18 protein-coding genes and 1 tRNA gene are annotated in these 23,929 nt (G+C 56.0%); 7 read left to right on the top strand and 12 right to left on the bottom strand.

Translation table 11 applies throughout. The annotated features are described in order from the left end of the window. Window positions 1–171: 171 nt before the first annotated feature. The 5 genes from QZR17_RS00575 to QZR17_RS00595 are packed head-to-tail and all read left to right on the top strand — an operon-like array spanning window position 172 to window position 5,597. Window positions 172–2,367: a S9 family peptidase gene (locus QZR17_RS00575; protein ID WP_297126347.1), complete on the top strand. Its 2,196-nt coding sequence runs from the start codon at window positions 172–174 to the stop codon at window positions 2,365–2,367. Then, complete coding sequence (gene lipA / locus QZR17_RS00580; RefSeq protein ID WP_297126349.1) at window positions 2,364–3,287, top strand: lipoyl synthase; 924 nt, start codon at window positions 2,364–2,366, stop codon at window positions 3,285–3,287. Before QZR17_RS00575 ends, lipA begins: the two co-directional genes overlap by 4 nt. 16 nt (window positions 3,288–3,303) lie before the next feature. Continuing rightward, on the top strand, window positions 3,304–4,455 hold the full coding sequence (locus tag QZR17_RS00585; RefSeq protein WP_297126352.1) for a lactonase family protein: 1,152 nt from the start codon (window positions 3,304–3,306) through the stop codon (window positions 4,453–4,455). Between the two features lie 6 nt (window positions 4,456–4,461). Beyond that, window positions 4,462–5,070 (top strand): chromate transporter, encoded by a 609-nt coding sequence (locus QZR17_RS00590; RefSeq protein WP_297126354.1) that lies wholly within the window; start codon window positions 4,462–4,464, stop codon window positions 5,068–5,070. Continuing rightward, a complete protein-coding gene (locus tag QZR17_RS00595) occupies window positions 5,067–5,597 on the top strand; it encodes a chromate transporter (RefSeq protein WP_297126357.1) in 531 nt (176 codons plus the stop codon). The genes QZR17_RS00590 and QZR17_RS00595 overlap by 4 nt, the downstream gene beginning before the upstream one ends. A 54-nt stretch (window positions 5,598–5,651) precedes the next feature. Here the strand turns inward: QZR17_RS00595 and ribH are convergent, their stop codons facing one another. The 6 genes from ribH to QZR17_RS00625 are packed head-to-tail and all read right to left on the bottom strand — an operon-like array spanning window position 5,652 to window position 13,158. Continuing rightward, window positions 5,652–6,134 carry a 6,7-dimethyl-8-ribityllumazine synthase gene (ribH, locus tag QZR17_RS00600; protein ID WP_297126360.1) on the bottom strand — a complete coding sequence of 161 codons (483 nt, stop codon included), beginning with the start codon at window positions 6,132–6,134 and terminating at the stop codon, window positions 5,652–5,654. 24 nt (window positions 6,135–6,158) lie between these two features. Then, window positions 6,159–7,412, bottom strand: a complete 1,254-nt coding sequence (locus QZR17_RS00605) for an FtsX-like permease family protein (RefSeq protein WP_297126364.1) — start codon at window positions 7,410–7,412, stop codon at window positions 6,159–6,161. Between the two features lie 3 nt (window positions 7,413–7,415). Then, window positions 7,416–9,656, bottom strand: a complete 2,241-nt coding sequence (locus tag QZR17_RS00610; RefSeq protein WP_297126367.1) for a GH92 family glycosyl hydrolase — start codon at window positions 9,654–9,656, stop codon at window positions 7,416–7,418. Next, window positions 9,649–10,470 (bottom strand): purine nucleoside phosphorylase I, inosine and guanosine-specific, encoded by an 822-nt coding sequence (locus QZR17_RS00615; RefSeq protein WP_297126370.1) that lies wholly within the window; start codon window positions 10,468–10,470, stop codon window positions 9,649–9,651. The genes QZR17_RS00610 and QZR17_RS00615 overlap by 8 nt, the downstream gene beginning before the upstream one ends. Window positions 10,471–10,488: 18 nt before the next feature. Continuing rightward, a complete protein-coding gene (locus QZR17_RS00620; protein ID WP_297126373.1) occupies window positions 10,489–11,778 on the bottom strand; it encodes an amidohydrolase in 1,290 nt (429 codons plus the stop codon). Between the two features lie 3 nt (window positions 11,779–11,781). Continuing rightward, a complete protein-coding gene (locus QZR17_RS00625) occupies window positions 11,782–13,158 on the bottom strand; it encodes a dipeptidase (RefSeq protein WP_297126376.1) in 1,377 nt (458 codons plus the stop codon). Window positions 13,159–13,408: 250 nt separating this feature from the next. Here QZR17_RS00625 and QZR17_RS00630 point away from each other — a divergent pair, with 250 nt between their 5' ends. Together QZR17_RS00630 and QZR17_RS00635 are read left to right on the top strand one after the other, a co-directional pair. Next, the gene (locus QZR17_RS00630) at window positions 13,409–14,320 is read left to right on the top strand and encodes a GLPGLI family protein (protein ID WP_297126379.1); all 912 of its coding nucleotides are present in this window, start codon (window positions 13,409–13,411) and stop codon (window positions 14,318–14,320) included. Next, complete coding sequence (locus tag QZR17_RS00635) at window positions 14,320–16,917, top strand: hypothetical protein (RefSeq protein ID WP_297126382.1); 2,598 nt, start codon at window positions 14,320–14,322, stop codon at window positions 16,915–16,917. The genes QZR17_RS00630 and QZR17_RS00635 overlap by 1 nt, the downstream gene beginning before the upstream one ends. A gap of 177 nt (window positions 16,918–17,094) precedes the next feature. Here the strand turns inward: QZR17_RS00635 and hutH are convergent, their stop codons facing one another. From hutH to QZR17_RS00665, 6 genes are all read right to left on the bottom strand, one after another. Further along, window positions 17,095–18,639 carry a histidine ammonia-lyase gene (hutH, locus tag QZR17_RS00640; RefSeq protein WP_297126385.1) on the bottom strand — a complete coding sequence of 515 codons (1,545 nt, stop codon included), beginning with the start codon at window positions 18,637–18,639 and terminating at the stop codon, window positions 17,095–17,097. A 15-nt stretch (window positions 18,640–18,654) separates the two neighbouring features. Further along, window positions 18,655–19,281 (bottom strand): cyclodeaminase/cyclohydrolase family protein, encoded by a 627-nt coding sequence (locus QZR17_RS00645; protein ID WP_297126388.1) that lies wholly within the window; start codon window positions 19,279–19,281, stop codon window positions 18,655–18,657. A gap of 15 nt (window positions 19,282–19,296) precedes the next feature. Then, window positions 19,297–20,559: an imidazolonepropionase gene (gene hutI, locus QZR17_RS00650; protein ID WP_297126391.1), complete on the bottom strand. Its 1,263-nt coding sequence runs from the start codon at window positions 20,557–20,559 to the stop codon at window positions 19,297–19,299. Between the two features lie 4 nt (window positions 20,560–20,563). Next, window positions 20,564–21,541 carry a glutamate formimidoyltransferase gene (gene ftcD / locus QZR17_RS00655; RefSeq protein ID WP_296165407.1) on the bottom strand — a complete coding sequence of 326 codons (978 nt, stop codon included), beginning with the start codon at window positions 21,539–21,541 and terminating at the stop codon, window positions 20,564–20,566. A gap of 49 nt (window positions 21,542–21,590) precedes the next feature. Continuing rightward, window positions 21,591–23,597, bottom strand: coding sequence for a urocanate hydratase (locus QZR17_RS00660; RefSeq protein ID WP_297126394.1), 2,007 nt, complete (start codon window positions 23,595–23,597; stop codon window positions 21,591–21,593). Window positions 23,598–23,833: 236 nt separating this feature from the next. Next, window positions 23,834–23,917, bottom strand: a tRNA-Leu gene (locus QZR17_RS00665). Window positions 23,918–23,929: the final 12 nt, after the last annotated feature.

Genomic DNA, 23,929 nt, shown 5'->3' on the forward strand with positions numbered 1-23,929 from the left:
TGGAGAGAGTACCCTGCCGAGAGCTCGAGGGTCAGCCCCCTTGAGAGATATTTGATAGATTGCTGTAAAGCTCTTATGCGTCCGCGCTGAGTCGGGCGCGGTCAAAGGAGAAAAGGGTATATTTGCGAGACAAGATGAATCGAACCGCTTACCGAAGAATTGTTTTTTTTCATGAAGCTATCCCATATCCTATTTGGCGTAGTCGCTGGCGCCTTTGTGGCAGGCACTACACCGGTCATTTCGCAAGTGAAGGGTGACCAACTTACTCTGCAGGACATCAATAAGGGGGGCTACTACCCTCGCAGTGCTGGTAGTGGCTTCCGCTCGCTCTGCGGTGCCGGCAGCTCCTACACGGTGATCAGCCCGGACCACAAGCGGGTGGTGCGCTATTCCTATGCGACGGGGAAGGAGGAGGCGGTGCTCTTTGACACTGCTAAGGCGAGGGAGTGCCCCTTTGAGACCTTTGACGACTATATCATCAGCGACAATGGCTTCCATATGATCATCCTCAGGGAGACGACACCGATCTACCGACGGAGCCGCTCCTACACTGCGTACCACTACGATGTGCGGCGCAATATGATCTCCCCGCTCAGTGAGACAAAGGGACAGGTGCGGATCCCCACCTTCTCCCCCGATGGCAAGATGTGCGCTTACGTGATAGACAATGACCTGTACATAAAGAAATTTGACTACGACACCGAGGTGAGGGTGACAACGGACGGGAAGCGCAATCACGTGATGAATGGCGTCACCGACTGGGCCTACGAGGAGGAGCTTTACCTGACCAGTCTGCTGAGCTGGAGCCCGGACAGCAAGTACCTCTCCTACGCCAAGACCGATGAGAGCGATGTGAAGATGATCGGCATGACGATGTACGGCAAGGGCAACTACCCCTTTACCTACGCCTATAAGTATCCCAAGGCGGGCGAGCAAAACTCAAAGGTCTCCCTCTGGCTCTATGAGGTGGACAATAGGCGCAACGTGCCAATCATGGAGAAGGAGCTGGGCGAGGAGGAGCTCTACATCCCGAGGCTTGGCTTTGAGGGCGAGCAGCTTTATGTCTTTACCCTCAATAGAAATCAGAATGACCTCCGCATCTATCGGGTCAACCCCGGTAGCCGCATTGCCCGACTCTGGCTACAGGATAAGGACGATAGGTACATCGATGAGCATGCGGAGGTGCTGCAGATGCAGATCACGCCCTCAGCGGCCTACCTCGTCAGTGAGCGGGACGGCCGCCCAAGGGTCTACAAGTATACCCCTGAGGGCAATCTCGTCGGGCGGCTGACAGATGAGGATGCCGATGTGGAGGAGCTCTATGGCGTCTCTCTCTCAGGGGAGGTGTACTACCAGCTCGCTTCGCCCACGCCGATGGATCGGGTCGTGGTGGCGAGAGATGCCAAGGGTCGCACTCGCCTGCTCTCTCCGGACACGGGGTCGAGCGATGTCACTTTTAGCGACGATATGAGCTACTACCTGCTGAGCCACTCCTCCACTACCGAGGTGCCTCGCTACACCATCCACCGGACCAAGGACGGGAAGGAGCTTCGGGTGCTGGAGGACAACGCCGCACTTGCTCAGCGGATCTCCCGGCTGAGCTATGGTAAGAGGGAGTTTATCACCCTCGAGACGAAGAGTGGACAGCGGCTCAATGGCTGGATCATGCGCCCGACAGACTACAGAGAGGGGGTGCGCTACCCGGTCGTGATGACGCAGTACAGCGGTCCCGGGTCTCAGTCCGCACTCAATCACTTCTCTTTTGGCTGGGAGGAATATCTCACCACCCAGGGCTTCGTCGTCGCCTGCATCGATGGGCGCGGTACAGGAGGTCGAGGCAGTGACTTCGAGAAGTGCACCTACCTCCGCATGGGCTACTTGGAGAGTCAGGATCAGATAGAGGCAGCGCATGCACTCGCCAAGCTGCCTTATGTCGATGGCGACCGGATCGGGATCTTTGGCTGGAGCTTTGGCGGGTATAATGTCCTGATGACGATGGCGCGTGGCAAGGGGACCTTCCGTGCCGGTGTTGCTGTCGCTCCGCCCTATGACTGGCGCCTCTATGACACCATATATACTGAGCGGTATATGCGTACCCCTCAGGAGAATCCTAAGGGCTACGAGCAGACCTCTGTCGCAACCTATATCAAGGGGATGGAGGGCGCACTGCTGATCTGTCACGGTACAGCGGATGACAACGTCCACTTCCAGAATACAATGCACCTCGTCCCCGCCCTTGTGGAGGCTGACAAGGACTTCCGAATGCTGGTTTATCCGGACAAGAACCATGGGATCTATGGTGGCAACACCCGCAACCACCTTTACCGCCAGATCACCAATCACTTCATAACCTATCTCTGTCCATGATGAGAGACGAGCCCCGTAAGCCGGCCTGGCTGAAGATCGACCTCAGCAGTACCGACAGCTACAGTCATACCTCCCATACCATCACCTCGGGCGGTCTGCATACGATCTGCGCAAGTGGTAAGTGCCCCAATCGCGCTGAGTGCTGGAGTCACGGCACTGCCACCTTTATGATAGGGGGGAACTACTGCACCCGGCGCTGTCGCTTCTGCGCCACCGCTTATATGAGTAAGCCACCGGCACTCAGCCCTGATGAGCCTGAGTCTGTCGCTCGTAGCATCCGTGAGATGGGGCTTCGGTATGCGGTCATCACCTCCGTGGATAGGGATGATCTGGAGGATAGTGGAGCAGGACACTGGGCGGAGACGATCCGTGCCATCCGTAGGCTCTCACCGGGGACGAAGATTGAGGTACTGATACCGGACTTCAGGTGTGATATGAGTGCCATCGACACAGTCCTCAAGGCAGGTCCCGATGTAGTGGGGCATAATGTGGAGACGGTCCGTCGCCTGACCCCGCACGTCCGCTACCGGGCGACCTACGATGGTAGCCTTGCCGTGCTGAGGCACGTAGCTGAGCAGGGCTTCATCGCCAAGACCGGCATTATGCTTGGGCTTGGTGAGACAGAGGAGGAGGTGCTGGAGACGATGCGCGACTGCTACGATGTAGGCGTGCAGACGATGACCATCGGGCAGTATCTTCGTCCCACGCGCCAGCATATCCCAGTCGTGGAGTACATACATCCCGACCGCTTCCGGGCTTATGCCGAGGAGGGTAGGGCGATCGGTCTCAAGCATGTGGAGAGTGGGCCGCTGGTCCGCTCCTCGTACCATGCCGCCGATCAATTTGATACCGCTAAGAATTTCCTTGACCTGAGGGATCTGGCTACTCGTCGCACCCAGGTGAAAGGAGAAGATAAATAGTCCAATCGAGATATATATGAATACTTTCGCCAAGATACTTCGTCCTGTCTTTGTCGCTTCGCTTGCCACCTTCCTCACCACCGGCTGCGGGCTACTGCGTCAGACTACCCAAGAGTATGGGGATGAGACTGCAACTGAGGTGTCGGACCACCACTATGTGATGCTGATCGGATCCCTCGGAAGCACGCCTGAGGAGGGGGAGATACAGAGCTTTACCCTTCACCCGATCACTATGGCTACGGAGCATACCGGTACGGTCTCAGCAGCATCGCCCTCCTTTATGGTGCTCGGCAAGGATCGCCGTACGCTCTTTGTGACCAACGAGACAGATCGCGAGTCAACGCTCTCCTCCTACAGGCTTGACCCCAGCAGCGGTGAGCTGAGTCTCATCAGCAAGACCTACACTATAGGAGAGGGACCCACCTATGTGGCCACCAACGGATCCTATGTGGTGTCGGTCAACTATGCCGGAGGGAGTATCAGTCTCACGGAGAGTGACAGCAAGGGTGTACTGGCACCGGTGGACTGGCATATTCAGATAGGGGATAAGGGCGTCTCTCACCCCCACTCGGCTTACTTTACCTCGGATGGCTCTCAGCTCTTTGCGACTGACCTTGGATTAGACAAGATTCTGCACTTCGGCATCCATACCGATACACCACCGATCACCCTTGATGCCAATCAGATCACGCTCCCCAAGGGCTCTGGTCCCCGACACATTATCCTTAGCAAAAACGATAAGTTTGCCTACGTCGTCTGCGAATTCACTCCTCAGGTCTTTGTCTACCGCAATGAAGACGGGGTACTGACCGAGATCCAGCGCATATCCACTCATCGCACGGGGAAGAGTGGGGGACACATTGCCCTCAGCCACGATGGTCGCTTCCTCTACACAAGCCATCGGGATGGAGGACAAGATGCGATCATCGCCTTCCGTGTGGATAAGCAGAGTGGGCGACTCACTTACCTCTCGACCACTCCGACTGGACGTCATCCTCGTCACTTCGCGATCAGCCCCGACGACCGCTACCTCGCTGTTGCTCAGAGGGACGACTCTCTGGTGAGCTTCTATAAGCGGGACCGAAGGAGTGGAGACCTAACTCCGATGAAGAAGGCGATCCGAACCGATCGTCCGGTTTTCCTCCTCTGGGAAAGCTTTGACAACTGATCCCTTATGCCCTCTGATACCAAGGAGGTGAAGGAGAAGAGCCGGGCTCGGCTCCTCTGGCGGCTTTGTAGCTCTTTCTTTGTCATCGGTGGCTTTACCTTCGGTGGCGGATATGCGATGATCGAGATGATCCGCGAGACGGTGGTGGAGAAGTATCACTGGCTCGAGGATGAGGAGTTTATCGACTTGCTTGCACTGACTCAGTCGCTGCCTGGGGTCTTTGCAGTCAATATCTCCATATTTATCGGCATGCGACTAGCGGGTCCGATAGGAGCGGTACTTGCAGGTATTGCGACGACGTTGCCGAGCTTCCTCATTATGCTGACGATCGCCATCTTTGCCGTCTCCTATCGAGACAATCCTACTGTCGATGCGATCTTTAATGGCATTCGCCCTGCGGTGGTCGCGCTGATCGTGGCTCCGGTGGTGAAGCTCTGGCGGGGACTTCGACTCCCCTACTACTGGCTCTGGGTCCCGATCACCTCAGCGCTGCTGATCTGGCTCGGTGGGGTCAGCCCCGTTGTGGTCATCATTGTGGGTGCACTGGGGGGATGGTTTTACTCTGTCGTGCTGCGCAAGTCGGTACGGCACACAGGTGAGCCGGATAAGGGATGATCTACCTACAGCTTATCTGGGTCTACCTCAAGATTGGTCTTCTTGGCTTCGGTGGGGGGTATGCCATGCTGCCACTGATCCAGGAGGAGGTGGTGGACCATTACCACTGGCTGACGATGCAGGAATTCACCGACATCGTAGCTATCTCGCAGGTGACACCGGGTCCGATCGGGATCAATAGCGCCACTTATATTGGCTATACCGTCACCGGGGGGAGTGTGCTCGGCTCAGTTGCGGCCACACTAGCGGTGATGTTTCCCTCCTTTGTCCTCTGCTTCCTCATCAGTCGCGCCTACAGGCGCTTCATCGATAATAAACATGTACAGGGACTCTTTGTCGGCATCAGACCAGTGACGGCGGGTCTCATCGCCTCAGCTGCTCTGCTCCTGATGACCCCGGACAACTTCATTGACGTCTGGAGCATCGTCCTCTTCCTCGCCTGCCTCGTCTGTATGCTCAAGCGGTGGGTCCATCCCATCCTGCTGATGATCCTCTCCGGGCTGGCGGGGTATCTCATTTATGTATAAAAGAAAAAGGCCTCTGCAACTGCAGAAGCCTTTTCTCATAGTACGCCGCTGTGCTTATTTGCCAAAGCGGCCGATGAGCTTCAGGGCTGTAACGGCTGCCTCGATGCCCTTATTGCCGTGCTTGCCACCGGAGCGGTCAGTCGCCTGCTCCATGGTATTGGTGGTGAGGACACCAAAGATGATCGGCACGTCAATGGTGTCGGCATTGAGCTTGCCGAGATTGACGGCAACCGCTTGACTCAGGTAATCGAAGTGGGGCGTCTCACCCTGGACGATGCAGCCGATTGCGAGGATCGCATCGAGCTCCTCTGTCTGTAGCATTCGGTTGCAGCCGTAGATGAGCTCAAAGCTTCCGGGCACATACTCCACGAGGATATCTTCCTCTTGTACGCCATACTCCTTGAGCGTGTCGATCGCGCCCTGTGCCATACTATTGGTGACCTGATCATTCCACTCCGAGACGACGAGAGCGACTCGCTTACCTGTTGCGTCGGGAATGGTCGTGGGGTCGTAGTTGCTGAGATTGGTTGTAGACATTTTATTTTATATACTCATTGGTTTTTACTCAAATCTTAGGACCTGCGCCGGGTGGATCTTGCCGATCACCCGAGTGGGAATCAGTACAAGGAGCAGAATGGCGATGACGATGATGAGATTCGTGAAGAGGAGAGTCTCCCAGCGGATCTCCATCGGCACGTAAGCGGTGTAGTACTGTGAGGGGTCGAGCTTAAGTGGCTTCCAGGTCATTTGTATGCCGGCAAGGAGCAGCGCAAGGGCATTACCCCACAGCACCCCTCGCCCCAGCACGAATGCCGATATGTGGAGGAATACCCTCCGCAGAGACCTATCCGACTGACCGAGCGTCTTTAGGAGAGCAATGGCGCGCACCTTCTCCAGCACAAGGACGATGATGCCGGTGATCATCGTGATGCCGGCAACGATGATCATCAGCGCAAGGATCATATAGACATTAGCGTCCAAGAGACTGAGCCAGCTGAAGATACCGGGGTAGAGCTCCTCTGAGGTGAACATCGTGTATCGCTCCTTATACTGCCCATTGCGGGTCGCTAAGTAGTCAAAGCAACGATCAAAGACGGTCCCCACCTGCTTGTGGTCGGTCAGGTGGATCTGCACACCACCCACTTGGTTGTCGCCGAAGCCGGCAACGGATCGAACCAGCCGAATATCCCCCACCAGAAGCGCTTGATCGTACTCCTCAAATCCGGTGTAGAATAGTCCGGCCACTGTGAGACGTCGTACCTTGAAGCTCTCCCCGTCCGTAAAGTAGGAGAGGCAACGGTCGCCCACCTTAAGGTCAAAAAGCCGTGCAAGCGTTGTTGACATCAGCACCTCCTCATCCGACTCACCCCTAAAGCCCGGGATCTCTCCCTCCACCATATACTTTGCGAAGAAGTCGGCATTAAAGAGTGAGTCCACACCGTGGAAGGCGACTGCACGGAAGGTGGAGTCGACCTTAATCAGGCTCATCTCTTCGGCAAAAGTATAGACAGCCGCCTTGGGGTCATGGCTCCGGGCGATCGCCGTCAGCCTGTCGGTCAGTCCCTCTGGGAGATCCAGCGGTACAGTGTATCTATTGAATATATTGTCGGGGTTGGAGATCTTCACACTGCCGATAAAGCCATCAATCTTGCTCCGTATCTCCTGCTTGAAGCCGTCAATGATGAAGAAAGAGATCAGGATCAGCAGGATCCCCAAGGCGATCCCTATGGTTGAGACCTTCACCACCGGTCGTAGCCGGGGCTTCTCACTCTCGCTGTAGAGGAATTTCCGCGCAATACTTCGCTCCAAGCTCATAACTTAGTACTCATAACTCAGCACGCCACCCTGTCTCAGCATCTCGTGAGAGATCCTGTGGCGCTTGAGAGGCTTGCCATTGAAGTGGATCCTCTTGACATAGCTCTTCGCATCCCGGGGAGCCCCCTCAATCACCAAGCGGTCGGAGCCATACCAAGTCGGGTCGAGCCGAATTGTGATCCGGTCAAAGGTGGGTGCCGTCAGGGCATACTCAGGTAGGCCGGGCACATCGGGGTAGAGGCCCATCATAGAGAATACTGCCCAAGCGGACATCGTTCCGGTATCGTCATTCCCCGGGATCCCGTCCGGAGCCGTGTGGAAGTGCTTCGCCAGCAATTCGCTAACTAAGTGCTGTGTCCTCCACTCCTCGCCACTGAAGTAGGTGAAGAGGTAGGGATAGGCAATGTCCGGCTCATTGGAGGGGTCATAGTGCCCATCGTCAAAGACGCTCTGCAGGTGACGGACAAAGGCTTTTTGCCCGCCATGGAGACGAACCAGCCCGGGAATGTCGTGGGGGACGAAGAAAGCGTAATTCCAGGCGCAGCCCTCGTGAAATCCGGGATTGGGCTCAAAGTTCTTCCCCAGCTCAGGGTCATAGGGCGATAGGAAAGAGCCGTCCGGCAGCTTAGGTCGAAGCGTCTTTGTCTCCGGGTCAAAGTAGTGTCTGTAGCCGAGGCTCTGCTTGTAGAAGCGCTCCGCCTCTTTCTTGTGCCCGAGTGAATCAGCAAGGATGCTCAGTGCATGGTCCGCCACGTAGTATTCGAGCGCATGGGAGACAGAGTTGTCGTACTTTCCTCGCAGAGGCACATAGCCGAGCCGGAGGTAGTCATCGTTGTCACTCCTCAGGAGATTTGCCACACTCTGCAGGGTGGCAGACTTAAGCATCGCCTCATAAGCGGTCTCTATGTCGTAGCCTCTCAGCCCCTTGAGCCACGTGTCGACGATCACCAGGATGGCGGGGTCCCCCTCCATTGTAAGCGTCTCACGACCGATCAGCTCCCAGCGAGGTAGCCAGCCCCCCTCGCGGTACATATCAATCATCGACCGAACCATATCGAGCTGCCGCTCCGGATATGCCAGGGTCATCAGCTGATGGACGTTGCGGTAGGTGTCCCAGAGAGAGAAGATAGTATACCGGTCGTGTGCCGTCTGTCCCACGCTTTCGCTCTCCATAGTCGGGTACTGGCCGTTGACATCCTGGAGGATGCTTGGCTGGATCATCGTGTGGTAGAGTGCTGTGTAGAAGACCCTTCGCTGCTCCTCAGTACCGCCCTCCACGGTGATGCGGCTCAGCTCCCTTTCCCAGCTTGAGGAGGCACGCTCCCGGAGTTGAGCAAAAGAGAGTTTCGCCGTCTCCGTCTCCATATTTTGCCAAGCGTTCTCAGTGCTGACGAAAGAGACGGCAAGTCGGACTTCGATCGTCTCCCCCTCACTTGTCTCGTAGGTGAAGTAAGCGCCTATGTCGTCTCCGGCAATCTCCCGCCCATACTTCGTGTAGACTTTATACCTGCCGGCGTGTTGGTCCCACTCCGCCTCGGCAGTCATCGGGCGCTGATGCTTCCACCAGCCTGTTTGCTTCGGTGCTTTGGACACACGGAGGGCAAAGTAGATCGGATAGACCGCCTGGGGAACATCGTAGCAGAAGTTCCCCAGCAGCTTCATCCCCTCGATCTCAGTCTCGCTCTTTCGCCTAAGGAAAGCCCCCGACTCATTCGTCAGACCTTCACCGAGATTGAGCAGAAGGTGACTCTCCCCGGCAGGGAAGGTGAATCGGCTCACTCCGGTCCTCAGAGTGGAGGTAAGCTCGGCAGAGATGCCGTAGCGATCGAGCCGGACGGCATAGTACCCAGGCTCGGCACGCTCCTCGCTGTAGGCGGTCCCATACTTGTGGTAGTCCGGCTCCAGCAGTCCAGTTGTCGCCATCAGCAGGAGGGAACTCATATCCGGGCAGCCGACGCCGCTCAGATTGACGTGCGCAAAACCAGTAAGGAAGGAGTTTGTCCACTCATATGGTGTACTCCACCAGCGACTATCTTTGTCGAAGGTATTGCTGTCCGAGCCCATGACATTGAAGGGTGTGACAGACATAATTCCCCACGGGCACCGGGCACCGGGGTTGGTGGTGCCAAAGTTGGTGGTCCCGATGAAGGGATCCACATACTCCACAAGTCGCTCCTGCCCGTGGGCAAGAGCGCAAAGGAGGGAGAGTAGGGTGGTAGTGAGTACCGCGACACTCTTATGCATAGATAGAGGCAATCAGTCGTCCGAAGAGCTTCGTCATACGGTCCGAGGCTGCATCAGCTGCCCGGATCACATCATTCTCATCATTAACGTACTCGGGGTCGTTATTGAAGCACTCGTTGGTGATGCAGGACATCCCGAATACATGCATCCCGCAGTGCCGAGCTACGATCACCTCCGGTACTGTGCTCATACCGATGGCGTCCCCTCCGATGAGGGATAGCATACGGCACTCGGCAGGCGTCTCGTAGGAGGGACCTGTCCAGCCGACATAGACCCCTCTCTGGAGTGAGATCCCCAGCTCACCTGAGAGTCTCTCAGCCTCGTGGATCAGCCCGCGGTCGTAGGGGCGAGTCATATCCGAGAAGCGGGGACCAAAGGCATCAATATTGGGCCCGATCAGAGGATTGGGTAGCCAATTGATGTGATCTGTGATGACCATAAGGTCGCCCACATGGAATGAAGTATTGAGTCCGCCTGCAGCATTGGACACAAAGAGGTACTCAATGCCTAAGAGGTGGAAGACCCGCACGTGGAAGGTGACCTTATCCATCGGATAGCCCTCGTAGTAATGAAAGCGCCCCTGCATAGCGATCACCGGAGCACCATCCAGCGTACCTATGATCAGATTGCCTTTGTGTCCCACAGCCGTGCTGACGGGGAAGTTAGGGATGTCCTTGTAGGGGATTACCTTAGCATTCTCTATGCGGTCAGCGAGCTTCCCGAGCCCGCTTCCCAGCGTGATCGCCACCTTTGTCCCCTCCGGTACCAGTGGACGGAGGTAGTCGGCGGCTGCCTGATAGTCTTGTAGATTCATCTCTTGAGTAATAAATGATTATACTGCTACACCGCTGCGACGGAAGAGCTCCTTGGACACTTCCTCAAAGCGCTCCCTGATCTCTCTCTCTCCCGGTATGATGCGGTGTCTCATCAGCACCTTCCCGTTGACGATCGTCGTGTCGATGACGTCTCCATTGGTAGCGTAGACGAGGTTGGAGATCAAGCTGTGTGTGGGCGTCATGTCAAGTCGGGAGAGGTCGACAAGACAGACATCGGCAAGATAGCCCTCCTCAATGCGACCACTCTCCAAGCGAAGGATCTCCGCCCCAATGCGAGTAGCGCTGTCGAAGAGGTCTCCCGCCTTATTCACCGTCGGGTCTCCGCTCCAGCTCTTTCCCATAAAGGAGGCGCACTTCATCGCCGTGATCATATCAAGGTTATTCGAGCTTGAGACGCCATCCGTCCCCAGTCCCACCCGGACACCCCGGCGGCGCAACTCTTCGTATCTAAATTGGCTCCCCGAGGCGAGCTTCATATTCGAGGCAGGATTATGCACCACGCTACAGCCGTGATCAGCCAGCATACGGATCTCCTCGCTGTCAAGCCATAGTCCGTGAGCCAATACAAGGTTGTCCGACAGCACTCCGATCTGATCAAGGAAACGAACCGGTGTCGTCCCGTACTTCTCGCAGCAATCGCGCCACTCGGTGTAGGTCTCCGAGAGGTGGAGGTGCACGAGGAGTCCATTGGCCTTGGCAAAGTCGGATCCATACTTGAGCTGCTCAGCCGATACCGTATAGATGGCGTGAGGACCGACCGATAGCTGCACCCTATCGGAGAAGGTGCTGAAGAGCCTGAGGTACTCCTCCAGCCGCCTCCGGTCCAGTGCTGCCCGCTCCTCATCCCATCGGTCAAAGAGGGTGTAGGAGAGGTTGGCTCGCAGGCCGCTCTCCTCCACTGCACGAGCCGTCCCCTCGGGGAGGGTGTACATATCGAGGAAGGCGGTGGTGCCACTCTTGATCATCTCGAGGGTGGCCACACGGGCACCCCAGTAGATGTCTTCCTCTGTGAGGTGAGCTTCCACGGGCCAGATCATATTATTGAGCCAGTCCATCAGGTTGAGGTCGTCACCATAGCCACGGAAGAAGGTCATCGCCGAGTGGGTGTGACCATTCACGAAGCCCGGTATGATAGCCAGCCCGTCCCCCTCGATCAGGTCAGCCTCAGGATGGTCAGACGGGGAGACGGAGCCGATCTTAGAGATCCGACTCCCCTCAATCAGTACATCTGCCCTCCGACGGTCATCGGAGGGCAGGAGTACATTTTGGATCAGTAGTGAGGACATAGATTACTTGTGACCGAAACGGGCGTAAAACTCCGCCACCGTCTCGATGCCGTTGTAGAAGTTGGTCAGCGGGAAGTTCTCATTCGGCGAGTGGATGCCGTCAGACCCAAGACCAAAGCCCATAAGGATGGTCTTCGTCTGGAGGATCCGCTCGAAAAGGATCACCACGCCAATACTACCACCACTATGGTAGGCGATGGGACGCTTGCCCCATACAGCCTCGAAGGCATCCTCTGCCACCTCATAGGCAGGCAGGTCAGTCGGGCAATTGTACGCATCGGTACCGCTCAAGTTGGTCACCTTGACGCGCACGGTATCAGGAGCGAGCTCCTTGAGATAGGGCTCAAAGGCTGCAATGATCTTATCCTTATCTTGATTGGCTACAAGTCGTGTAGAGATCTTGGCGGTCGCCTTGGCGGGGATGATCGTCTTTGCGCCCTCACCGGTGTATCCACCGTAGATCCCGCAGACATCCAGGGCGGGTCTCCAGCTATTGCGCTCATAGGTGACGTAGCCCTCCTCGCCCTGTACGCCGGGCACGCCGATCGCATCTGAGTAGGACTTGTCGTTGTAGGGGATCTGTGCTACCTGCTTGTGATCCTCCTCAGTCATATCGATCACGTCGTCGTAGAATCCCGGGATCGTCACCTTGCCCTTCTCGTCGTGGAGCTTGGAGATGATCTTTCCCAGCTCATTGATCGGATTGGCGACGGCACCGCCATAGTGACCGGAGTGGAGGTCGTGGCTCGGACCACTCACCTCTACCTCCCAGTAGCACATACCTCTCAGTCCGGTAGTGATCGATGGCACCTCGTTACTTACCATATCGGTGTCGCTGACTAAGATGACGTCACAGGCAAGGAGATCCTTGTGCTCCTTCAGGAAGCTCTCCATATTGATCGATCCGATCTCCTCCTCTCCCTCGAGGAGTACCTTTACGTTGCACTTCACCAGACCTAGCTCGAGGGCAGTCCGCAGTCCCTGTACCTGTGTGGAGGACTGTCCCTTGCAGTCATCAGATCCACGGGCTACGATCAGACCATCCTTGATTACCGGCTCGAAGGGATCCGGCTGATTCCACTCATCGAGCGGCTCTGCCGGCATCACATCATAGTGTCCGTAGACGAGTACCGTGGGTGCCTCCTCGCTATACTTCTTCTCTGCAAAGACTGCAGGGTGTCCTCCCGTCGGCAGGACCTCTGCGCGATCCATGCCGATGCTCTTGAGGATCTCGCTCCAGCGCTCGGCGCAGCGTACCATATCCTCCTTGTGGGATGACTGTGAGCTGACGGAGGGGATGCGGATGAGTGAGAATAGATCCTCAAGGAAGGTATCCTTATGCTCCTCGACAAACTTCTTGATTTCCGGATTAGTGGCCATAGTGGTTTACGTTGTACTCGGCTCGGGAGATCGTAGCACAGCCGAGGGGTGTCTATATATACGTGTAGGTGCTATGGGATCTCCAAGGAGTAGCGACATAAAGAGGTCATCGACCGGCGCTCTCCGCCGCACCTGTCTTCAAATTTACCCTTTTCCTCCTTTTCTGACAAATATAAGCCATGGAAGTGAAGTCAGTCATGAGAAAATACGCTATCTTTAGCGCACCTATCAACCACTAACAGACAAGATTATGATCCCTTCCCACTTACGTACGCTTCTGCTGCCTATCTCAGTGCTCCTGCTGCTGACCGTCTCGCCCCGTCTCCTCGCTCAGACTCCGTCAGACCAGTATGAGTGTCTCTACCGGTATCATTACAGTGGTCCGACCACTTCTGCAGAGGAGGGGGATAGCGGCCTGGACATTATGGTTGCTATTATGAGTGCTCAGGAGCAGCATAACGAGAGTCTCCCTCAGGAGCTCTCTACACTGGTGATGCTCCGGATGGGAGACCAGCGCAGCTATTGTCGAGACTATACCGCTTATCGGGTGGACTCCCTGATGGCCGAGAAGACCCGCCCGGACAGTCTCCTGCAGAGTCTTCAGATGGCAGCGGTAGACAATCTCTTCTACTTCGACCCCTGCGTCACTATGGATCTGGGGCGTGGGGAGATGACGCTAATGGAGACGATCCCACTCTCCTACTACACTTACACCGAGCCGATGATGTCGATCGACTGGACCCTCTCAGAGGAGACCAAGGAGGTGTGCGGCTATAGCTGCAAGACTGCCACGGGTAGCTATGGCGGACGGACCTGGGTCGTGAGGTACGCTCCCGGGATCCCCTCTGCCTTTGGTCCATGGAAGCTCCACGGACTTCCCGGTCTGATCCTCGAGGCGGAGGATACCGAGGGAATGCACCACTTCACGGCGGTTCGCTTTGCTAAGGCAACAACGCCACTACCGGAGCCTGATCGCTCTATGGCGATCCGGACTAACCGTCAGGATTTCATCAAGGCAAAGTCGCGTCAGACTGAGATCCCTATGGACGGTATCACCGAGATGACTGTCAGGAGGAATGACGATGGTCAGAGAGTCGTTATGATCAATGGCTTTACGCTTCGACCACTTGTCTCTACGATCCAACCACTGGAGCTGAAGTGATGAGACCCCGCCGCTGCTTACTCTCGCTCCTACTTCTCCTTTGCTCGCTCTCGCTTCTTGCACAAGAGTATAAGCTCGCCGGTCGTGTGACTGGTGCTGAGGGCGAGGCGGTCGTGGGCGCCCGGGTGACTCTCAGCCACGAGGGGCAGATCCTCGCCTTTGCCTTTACTCGCAAGGGGGGCAGTTTTACCCTCACATCCGATCGCAGTTACCCGAGAATGACGCTCTCTATCAGTCATCTCTCGTACGAGACGGACAGTATCTCGCTGACGCCCGACCGTCACGAGGTGACGCTCCGTCTGTCTCCGCGTGTCTCACAGTTGCAGGAGGTGACGGTGGAGGCCTACCCGATCATTGAGCGGTCGGATACGCTTACCTACCTCCTTCGCTCTTTCACTGAAGCGGGAGACTATACCCTGGAGGATGCAATCAAGCGTTTGCCGGGTGTGGAGGTGGATCCCAAGGGACAGATCAGCTATCTCGGCAAGGCGATCAGCCACTTCTATATCGAGGGAATGGATCTCCTCGGCGGGCAGTACCACAAGGCGACACGAAACCTTGAGGCTACAAAGGTAGCCTCAGTCGATGTGATGAGGCACCATCAGGATCGGAAGATAGATAAGGACGTGCCGACGAATGACGTAGCACTGAATGTCCGACTGGAGAAGGATGCGAAGAGCCGCCCCATATGGTCTGGGAATGGAGCGATCGGCTATGGGGGTAGGGTGCGGTACGATGCCTCCCTCTCGTCGATGCTCTTCGCTCACTCTATGCAGTATATGGCGCTGCTATCGGGAGGCAATCAGACGGAGCGTGCCCGGGATGACGCTCTGGATCTGATCGTGAGAGGGGACCCGCCTTCTGCTCTTGCGGAGCGGGTGATTGGCGAGGCCTCTGCATCTGCGCCGCCGATCGATCGGGAGCTCTACATCAGTCCCCTTGACCTCTCCGTCTCCGGATCGGTCCTCCGTGCCCTATCAGATGATCGGCAGCTCCGTGTGCAGGCACGCTATGGTCGCAGCTCTACCGGCTATGGGTATGCGATAGAGAGGCGCTTCGCTGACGGGACAGTGATCAGTGAGGAGAGCAATCCAACTGCTCTCGTCCATCTGCCGGGCGTGGAGATCGAGTATCGGGACAATCAGGAGGGATACTACCTCAGTAATAGCTTTGTCCTCGACGGAAAGATTTCTGACGATCAACTGCCAACCGTGCTCGGCGGTGGCGGATCCCACTTTGTGCAAAAGCAGTCTCGCGGTCTATCTCTCCTTGATGAGATCGCCTACAGCCGCCGTCGCGGGACCCAAAACCACCGAGTGGAGGGGCGGGTGAGTCTCGTGACGATCCCGGATCAGTGGATGGGCATCGGCTCGGCCGATGAGGTGTCGCTTCGGCAGTATGCTCAGGGGGGATCCGTGGGTGCGGGAGCTACCTATACGCTTAGTGAAACAAGGGGGGCGCACAGGCTCCTCGGCACCTTGGGACTGACCTACTCGGGTGACCATGTGGAGACCTATCAGGAGCGGGAGGGTGCCGAGCGCACTGCACTGAATGACCTCGACGTGAGCACCACCTCTCTCGGGCTGTCGACAGGATACACCTATACTCGTCCGCGAGGGCTCCGCTGCGTTTTAAATGCCACGCTGGCACTCACGGGCAACTACCTCTCGCTCAGCAATAGCGGGGACCGACCTCTCAGGCTCTCTCGCCCGCTCTTTACCATCAACCCCTCTCTGTCGGCGGACTTTGCGCTGAGTCCCTTCTCCGAGGTCAGCCTTGGTGCCAACTACAGCAGTGGCTATGGCGGCGCTGCCTCCTTCCTCTCCGCCCCGATCCGTACCGGACTGACGCAGACCACCACCGGTTCGGGGACACTCTCAGAGAGCTCTATGATCAGTGTGACGGGGGACTACCGCTTCAGCCAGCCGATGAAGATGTGGTTTGTCCGGCTTAGCGGGGGCTACACCCGGATCCGGAGCAATACCCTCGCGACTCAGACGATAGGGGAGGACATGATCGGCACCGGTGCTCTGCAGACGGATAACACCTCGCACCTCTACAATAGCGACCTCACGGTGACGAAGCGCTTCCACGCCTATAAGACTGCCCTCCGGTTCTATACCGGAGTTTCCCGTGCTGACTATCGTGTGATGCAAAATGAGGTGCTCCTCCCCTACAGCTCCACCACTATGTATGTCTCGCCGGAGCTCTCTACCACGCCGATTCGAGGACTGGAGCTCTCCTACGGGTACAACCTCAGTCGCACGATGATGAGTTACGGTGGCACCTCCGCTCAGCCGGTCGTCTCCTACAGCCATCGCGCTGGTGTGAGTGTGCCGCTACTGTGGGGGGTGATCTGGAGGACAAACTGCCGAGTCACTACCTACACCGCATTTGAGGGACCGGATCGGACCTTCCCTCAGCTCAGTACCGCGCTCTCCTATCGTCAGAAGTCTCTCTCGGTCGATCTCCGGGTGCTCAACCTACTCAACCACCAGTCCTACCGCTACCTCACCTTCGACACCGTCAATAGGTACGCATACCGGTACGACCTCCGCCCAAGGACCATCCTCCTCTCTCTGCAGCTCTCCCTTTGACACGCAGACATATGGTGAAATAGACCGCCTGAGCGCTAAGCAACCACCTTCTTCACCGACTTGTGGAAGAAGTCTATACAGAAGTAAAGGATTAGTAGCCAATAAAAAAAGATCCTTGGTCCCAAGATAAGGGACCAAGGATCTTTGTCGAAAAGCCTTAGCTAATGAGGGCAGATATTACTTCTGGAGCTCTGCGAAGCAGTAGCTGTAGACGAAAGAGGCGCTCTTGTCGATGATCGGGCACATAACCACATCGTTCTCGATGAAGGGCACATCCTTTCGGAAAGCTTGGAAGAGCTTCTGCAGCCTCGGCGAGGTCTTCTCCTGATTGCCCTCGAGCTGTAGAGCCTGAGCAGCATTCAGCAGCTCGATGCCAAGGATAGCGTAGAGGTTGTCCAAGAGAGGAAGCATCTTCGTGGCAGCATTGGCACCCATCGAGACGTGATCCTCCTGACCATTGGAGCTGACGATGCTGTCGGAGGAGGCAGCAAAGCAGTACATCTTATTGCGGCTGACCATAGCAGCAGCAGCGTACTGAGGGATCATAAAGCCTGAGTTGAGACCCGGATTAGCCACCAAGAACTCCGGCAGACCCTTTAGCCCAAGGATTAACTGGGCGGTACGACGCTCAGAGATATTGCCAAGCTCTGCCATCGCTACTGCTAGGAAGTCCATCACGAGGGCGATAGGCTGACCATGGAAGTTGCCACCGCTGACGATCAGATCGTCATCAGGGAAGATCGTGGGGTTGTCGGTGACGGAGTTGATCTCACGTGTGATCACCTCAGAGACATAGGTGAAGGAGTCCCACGACGCTCCGTGTACCTGCGGAATGCAACGGAAAGAGTAGGGGTCCTGTACCTGCGGCTTTGCCTTCTGCTGGAGGGCGCTCTCCTCAAGGAGCGTCCGCATCTGGCGAGACACCTCTGCCTGTCCGGGATGAGGACGAACCTCATGGAGCTGAGGGATGAATGGCGCCTGCAGGCCATCGAAAGCCTCGAGTGACACCGCACCGATTGCTGTAGACGCATAGAGGGCGCGACGACACATAATGAGGGCGTATACTGCATGGGAGCTCATAAACTGAGTGCCATTGAGCAGTGCCAGACCCTCCTTGCTCTTGAGGGTGATGGTCTTGATGCCGGCGTCCTCAAAGGCCTTGTGTGAGCAGACCTTCTCACCCTTGTAGTACACCTCTCCCTCGCCGATCAGCGGGAGGAAGAGCTTGGCGAGAGGTGCCAAGTCGCCCGAGGCACCGAGGGAGCCCTTATCGTAGACGATAGGGGTGATGTCGTGATTGAGCATATCGATGATGCACTGGACCGTAGCCACCTGGACACCACTATTTCCCAGCGAGAGGGCGTGTGCCTTGAGGAGCAGCATAATCTTCACGATCGGAAGTGGCACCTCCTCCCCATAGCTGCAGGAGTGACTCTTCACGAGATTCTCCTGTAGAGCGGTCAGGTCATCGGATGGGATGCTGATGTTGCAGAGTGATCCAAAACCGGTGGTGATTCCGTAGAGAGGACGTCCGGCGGTCTTCACCTTCTCATCCAGATAGTCGCGACACTTCTGGATACGCTGCTTAGCAACGTCTGAGAGCTTATACTCGACGGACTCGGCAGTGATGAGTCTCTCGATCTCCTCGATGGTGATGTCCTTCTCACCGACTGAGTAGGTGAGATGCTCCTTGGTGCAGTAGGGGACTGATTTTAGTTTCATAAAGTTGTGGTGTGGTTAGAGATTCTGATAGACGTGAGCCAGGATCTTCTGCTCTGTCTCATTGACCTTTTTCTCAAGCTCCGCAGCGCGGTCGGCATGCTCCTTGACGAAAGTCTCATCCTTGATCGATCCGAGGTTGATACGGACATTGAGGAGTGCACCGATCACCGCATAGCGGCAGGCCATCATGGCGCAGCAGGCATCCGTGATAGAGTTTTGATTACCCTTCATGATCACCTTCTCGATCAGAGGCATCAGCTCAGCTGCCTTCTCGGCAACCCTCATCGGCACATCGGCAGCGATCTTAGTGCCTCGCTGGATCTCAGCGGAGCGTGCTTCCTTCTCCTCCTCGGTCTCCTTAGGCCACTTGAAGGCCGCAAAGACGACATTGAAGGCGTCGCTATCCTTGTCGACAGCCTCGAGTAGCTCCTTCTGTATCTCGGAGACGCGAGAGACGATCTCGCGCATCTCCTCCTCAACGTCGGCATACTTCTTCTTACCGATGGTGAGGTTGCCCACCATAGAGGTGAGAGCAGCAGCGATGGCGCCATTGAGGGCTGAGACACTGCCTCCACCGGGTGCGGGAGAGTCACTCGCCAGCTCATCGATGAAGCCGGCAACGGTCATATCTATTAGTTTCATTATAAATGTAGTCGGTTAGTTGTGGTAAGGGATCCCACCCTTGACAGTGGTCTCCACGATATTCATCCCAAAGTGATAGGATAGGAACTTGTATGAGGGGTAGCGTAGGATCACTACATCGCCTGCCTTGCCCTCCTCAATTGACCCGATCTCATCCTGCAGTCCCAGAGCGGTCGCTGCATTGATGGTCAGGGCTGTGACCGCCTCCTCGACACTCATATGCATGTAGATGGTTGCGAGGGCGATCATCAGCGGTATAGAGCAGGAGAAGCAGCTACCGGGATTGAGATCCGAGGCAAGAGCGACAGCACAGCCTGCATCAATCATCTTGCGTGCAGGAGCATAGTCGTCCATAAGAGAGAAAGCGGTCAGCGGCAGTAGCGTAGATACGGTATGACTCTTCGCCATCTTGTCGATGTCCTTATCGGAGATCTTGAGGAGGTGGTCTGCTGAGAGGCAACCGAGATCAGCCGCCAAGCCAGCGCCTCCGAGAGGATAGATCTCGTCCGCATGCATCTTAGTGGCAAAGCCCATATCCCGTGCCGCTGTCAGCAGTCGACGGGACTGCTCGAGGTCGAAGACATTCTTCTCAGTGAAGATGTCCACATTACGAGCCAGCCCCCTCTCCTTTACGAGTGGGAGCATCTCTCGTATGATGAAGTCGATATACCCATCCGGGTCACCCTGATACTCGGGAGCAATGTCGTGTGCCCCGAGGTAGGTGCTGATGACATCGATCGGCTGCATCTCATCCAGCCTCTTGGCTACCTCGAGCTGACGGAGCTCTGTCTCCTTATCGAGACCATAGCCACTCTTCGCCTCCATCGTGGTGACACCCATGCGGAGCATAGAGCGCAGGTGAAGCAGTGCCGCCTGGGTCAACTCCTCTGCAGAAGCCTCCCGAGTGGCTGTAGTGGTGGCTGCGATGCCACCCCCCTTCTCCATTATGCTCATATAGCTCTCGCCTGCGAGGCGCCACTGAAACTCATCCTCACGGAAGCCTCCGAAGACTAAGTGGGTATGTGAGTCCACGAGTCCGGGCAGGACACTATGCCCCTTAGCATCGACTCGCTCCACTCCTGACTCCACAGTGGGACAGTCGGCAGAGGGACCTGCATAGACGATCTTACCATCGCGGATCAGTACTGAGGCCGGTCCGGATAGCACCCTGATGTCTCGCATCGCCTCTCTACCCCTCCGGGTAGTGCCAGCGACGGTGACCAGCTCACCGATGTTTTCGATAAGGAGATCTCCCCTCCTCTTGTTCTTCCCCATCATCGGCTTACTTTCCTTGCTGCTTAGCGAGCTTATACTCGAGTACCTGATCCATCTGGAAGTTCTCCACCTGGAGGAAGTCCACAGCCTGCTTTGCCATATCCTCGAGGTCCATCTCGCCCTCAGCGATCTCCTCCTTATGGAGGTAGTAGGCGAGGGTCTCTCGGAGTGCCTCCTCAGGGATCATTCCGATGATCTCGGAGCCGACGATCTTGGCACCATAGCGCTTCGCCTCCATGCGAACCATCTCATGAGCGCGATAGATAGCCGTCTTCTTATAGTTCGTCAGGTTCATCGATACCTGTGACTGATGACGCTCTGTCAGGTCGACACCCATACCCTTGCAGAAGTGTAGTCCTCCACCGATGTGACGGACTCGCTTAGCGATGGCGGTAGCATGCTCGACATTTGGATCGTCAAGATTGACATTATAGGCAACCAAAAACATACGAGCACCCACAGCCACGACGCCTGCAGTGGGGTGAATGTCTGACGGACCAAAGTCCGGGTGCCACTCAGGCTCGTGGATCTTCTCCTTCATGCCCTCAAATTGTCCCTTACGGATCTTGGCAAGGTTCTGCCGCTCAGGAGTAGTGGCGGAGTCTTCATAGAGGAATACTGGAATCCCGATCTCCTCACCGATGATCTTACCGACCTCCTTGGAGAGCTCGATAGCCTCCTCCTGAGTCACGCCCTTGACAGGGACAAAGGGGATCACATCGACAGCTCCCATACGGGGGTGCTGACCGGTGTGGTGATTGAGGTCGATCTTCTTGACTGCGATCTTGACAGCCTCGATGACTGAGGTCTTGAGTGCCTCGGGCTCACCGACAAGCGTCACGACCATACGATTGTGATCCTCATCATGACTCCAGTCGAGGAGGGTCATCCCCTCAGTGTGCTTAAAGGGCTCGAGGATAGCCTCCATCACCTCCATATTGCGTCCCTCGCTAAAGTTGGGGACACACTCCATTATCTTTTTCATTGTAAGTATATAGCTTGTTCTTAATTGTTTCTTTGTAAAAGGTGGACCCTCACTTAATCAGGTCATTGATGAGCTGATCATCCACCAGCTCGGGCATCGTGATGTGGTAGTAGTCGGAGTGGGACTCATTGAACTCCTTCGCTGTGCTCATGGCATTGTCATTACGTGCCCACGAGCGACGAGCTACACCATTGATCACATCCCAGGTCATCGCAGACTTGATGATCTGATCGGTCTGCTCGGAGCCATCGAGGAGGAGGCTGAAGCCACCATTGACTGACTTACCGATGCCGACGCCTCCACCATTGTGGAGAGTTACCATACTCATACCACGAGCGCAGTTTCCGGCAAAGCAATTGACAGCCATATCAGCCATGACGTTGCTTCCATCGTAGATATTGGAGGTTTCGCGGAAGGGTGAGTCAGTACCGCTCACATCGTGGTGGTCACGACCCAGCATGACGGGCCCGATCTTACCCTCACGAACCATTTCATTGAATTTCAGAGCGATCCGCACCCGACCTTCGCAGTCCTGGTAGAGGATACGTGCCTGTGTACCGACTACAAGTCCATTCTTCTCCGCATCACGGATCCAGACATAGTTGTCCATATCCTGATAGCGTCTGTTGGGGTCAATGCACTCCATAGCTGCATGGTCAGTTGCTCTCAGATCCTCCGGCTTGCCACTCAGGCAGACCCAGCGGAATGGACCGTAGCCAAAGTCGAAGAGCAACGGGCCCATAATGTCCTCCACGTAGGATGGCCAGATAAAGCCTTCCTTGTCGTCTACTCCATTCTTGGAGATCTCCTTGACACCGGCGTCAAAGACCGCCTTCATAAAGGAGTTGCCGTAGTCAAAGAAGTAGGTACCTCTTGATACGAGCGTCTTGATCGCCTCGAAGTGACGCTTCAGTGTGAGGTCGACAGCGCGCTTGAATTCCTCCCGATCCTTCTCGAGCATCTCGGTACGCTTATCGAAGTCAAGTGTCACCGGACAGTAGCCACCGATATAGACAGCGTGGCAGCTGGTCTGGTCGGAGAGGAGGTCGATATGGATATTCTTCACGACCGCATACTCCAGCAGGTCGACGATGTTGCCGTGGTAGGCGATGGAGGTGGGCTTCTTGCTCTTCATACCCTCAGCCGCCATCTCAAAGGCCTCCTCCTTGGTCTCCGCAACCATCTGTACCCAGCCCTGCTCTAGGCGCTGACCGATACGAGAGGCATCTACCTCCGCTACGATGGAGACGGCACCGGCGATGTCAGCCGCCTTGGGCTGAGCACCACTCATACCGCCAAGACCCGAGGAGACGAAGAGGCGTCCGGCGAGGTTACCCTCCTCCGGGATGCCGAGCTTCAGACGACCGGCATTGAGCAGGGTATTGAAAGTGCCGTGGACGATCCCCTGCGGACCGATGTACATCCAGCCTCCGGCAGTCATCTGACCATAGTTGGCGACACCCATTTCGGCAGCTACCTCCCAGTCGTCCTGGTTATTGTACTCGCCGATCATCATAGAGCTGGTCTCGATGACGCGGGGAGCGTCCTCACGGCTCTCAAAGACTCCCAGCGGGTGACCACTGTGAAGCACGAGGGTCTGGCGCTTAGTCAGGTGCTGGAGATAGTGCATGACGATGCGGTACTGCATCCAATTTTGGAAGACCTGACCCATCTCACCGTAGGTAACCAACTCATAAGGGTAGAGAGCGATGTCGAAGCAGAGGTTATTGTCGATCATCACCTGAAGTCCCTTGCCGGCAAGACACTTACCCTCGTAGTCGTCGATCGCCTTGGCAGAGAGGTTACCGGTCGGGCGGAAGCGATATCCGTAGATGCGACCTCTCTCCTCCAGCTCCTTGAGGAACTCAGGAGCGAGCTCCTTATGGAACTTCTTTGGGATGTAACGGAGGGCATTCCGGAGAGCCACTTCTTTCTGATGCTTTGTCAGTCGGCAGCCTCTATCGGGTGCACGGCGGATCCCGGACTCAAACTTCGGGTATACGGGCAGCTCTCCACCAGGGCAGAGCGCCTCCTCAAACATATTGTTGCTATCCATTAGATTGATAAGGAATAGTGGTGTAAGATTAGCTTGTTAGCGGCTCAAATATAACCATATTTTCCCTCTTTGAGTACCTTCCCGGCTGCTTTTTGCCATCTCACGCAGTCACTATGTTTTATCGTGACTCTGCGAACAGGAACTATTGGATAAGACCATATATAAGAGAAAGGCATATCCTACTCTTCCGAGTAAGATATGCCTTTCTCTTAACTAAACTGTCTTTAACAAAAGAGTGCGCAGGAAGAGAGTCGAACTCTCACCCACATACGTGGACTACCCCCTCAAAGTAGCGCGTCTACCAATTCCGCCACCTGCGCATTATGGTCTGA

The sequence above is a fragment of the uncultured Porphyromonas sp. genome (genome assembly GCF_900541275.1).
Classification (GTDB): Bacteria; Bacteroidota; Bacteroidia; order Bacteroidales; family Porphyromonadaceae; genus Porphyromonas_A.

Coding starts and splice junctions, on each gene's coding strand:
- QZR17_RS00575 (WP_297126347.1), top strand. CDS start 172: ATGAAGCTATCCCATATCCTATTTGGCGTAGTCGCTGGCGCCTTTGTG.
- lipA (WP_297126349.1), top strand. CDS start 2,364: ATGATGAGAGACGAGCCCCGTAAGCCGGCCTGGCTGAAGATCGACCTC.
- QZR17_RS00585 (WP_297126352.1), top strand. CDS start 3,304: ATGAATACTTTCGCCAAGATACTTCGTCCTGTCTTTGTCGCTTCGCTT.
- QZR17_RS00590 (WP_297126354.1), top strand. CDS start 4,462: ATGCCCTCTGATACCAAGGAGGTGAAGGAGAAGAGCCGGGCTCGGCTC.
- QZR17_RS00595 (WP_297126357.1), top strand. CDS start 5,067: ATGATCTACCTACAGCTTATCTGGGTCTACCTCAAGATTGGTCTTCTT.
- ribH (WP_297126360.1), bottom strand. CDS start 6,134: ATGTCTACAACCAATCTCAGCAACTACGACCCCACGACCATTCCCGAC.
- QZR17_RS00605 (WP_297126364.1), bottom strand. CDS start 7,412: ATGAGCTTGGAGCGAAGTATTGCGCGGAAATTCCTCTACAGCGAGAGT.
- QZR17_RS00610 (WP_297126367.1), bottom strand. CDS start 9,656: ATGCATAAGAGTGTCGCGGTACTCACTACCACCCTACTCTCCCTCCTT.
- QZR17_RS00615 (WP_297126370.1), bottom strand. CDS start 10,470: ATGAATCTACAAGACTATCAGGCAGCCGCCGACTACCTCCGTCCACTG.
- QZR17_RS00620 (WP_297126373.1), bottom strand. CDS start 11,778: ATGTCCTCACTACTGATCCAAAATGTACTCCTGCCCTCCGATGACCGT.
- QZR17_RS00625 (WP_297126376.1), bottom strand. CDS start 13,158: ATGGCCACTAATCCGGAAATCAAGAAGTTTGTCGAGGAGCATAAGGAT.
- QZR17_RS00630 (WP_297126379.1), top strand. CDS start 13,409: ATGATCCCTTCCCACTTACGTACGCTTCTGCTGCCTATCTCAGTGCTC.
- QZR17_RS00635 (WP_297126382.1), top strand. CDS start 14,320: ATGAGACCCCGCCGCTGCTTACTCTCGCTCCTACTTCTCCTTTGCTCG.
- hutH (WP_297126385.1), bottom strand. CDS start 18,639: ATGAAACTAAAATCAGTCCCCTACTGCACCAAGGAGCATCTCACCTAC.
- QZR17_RS00645 (WP_297126388.1), bottom strand. CDS start 19,281: ATGAAACTAATAGATATGACCGTTGCCGGCTTCATCGATGAGCTGGCG.
- hutI (WP_297126391.1), bottom strand. CDS start 20,559: ATGATGGGGAAGAACAAGAGGAGGGGAGATCTCCTTATCGAAAACATC.
- ftcD (WP_296165407.1), bottom strand. CDS start 21,541: ATGAAAAAGATAATGGAGTGTGTCCCCAACTTTAGCGAGGGACGCAAT.
- QZR17_RS00660 (WP_297126394.1), bottom strand. CDS start 23,597: ATGGATAGCAACAATATGTTTGAGGAGGCGCTCTGCCCTGGTGGAGAG.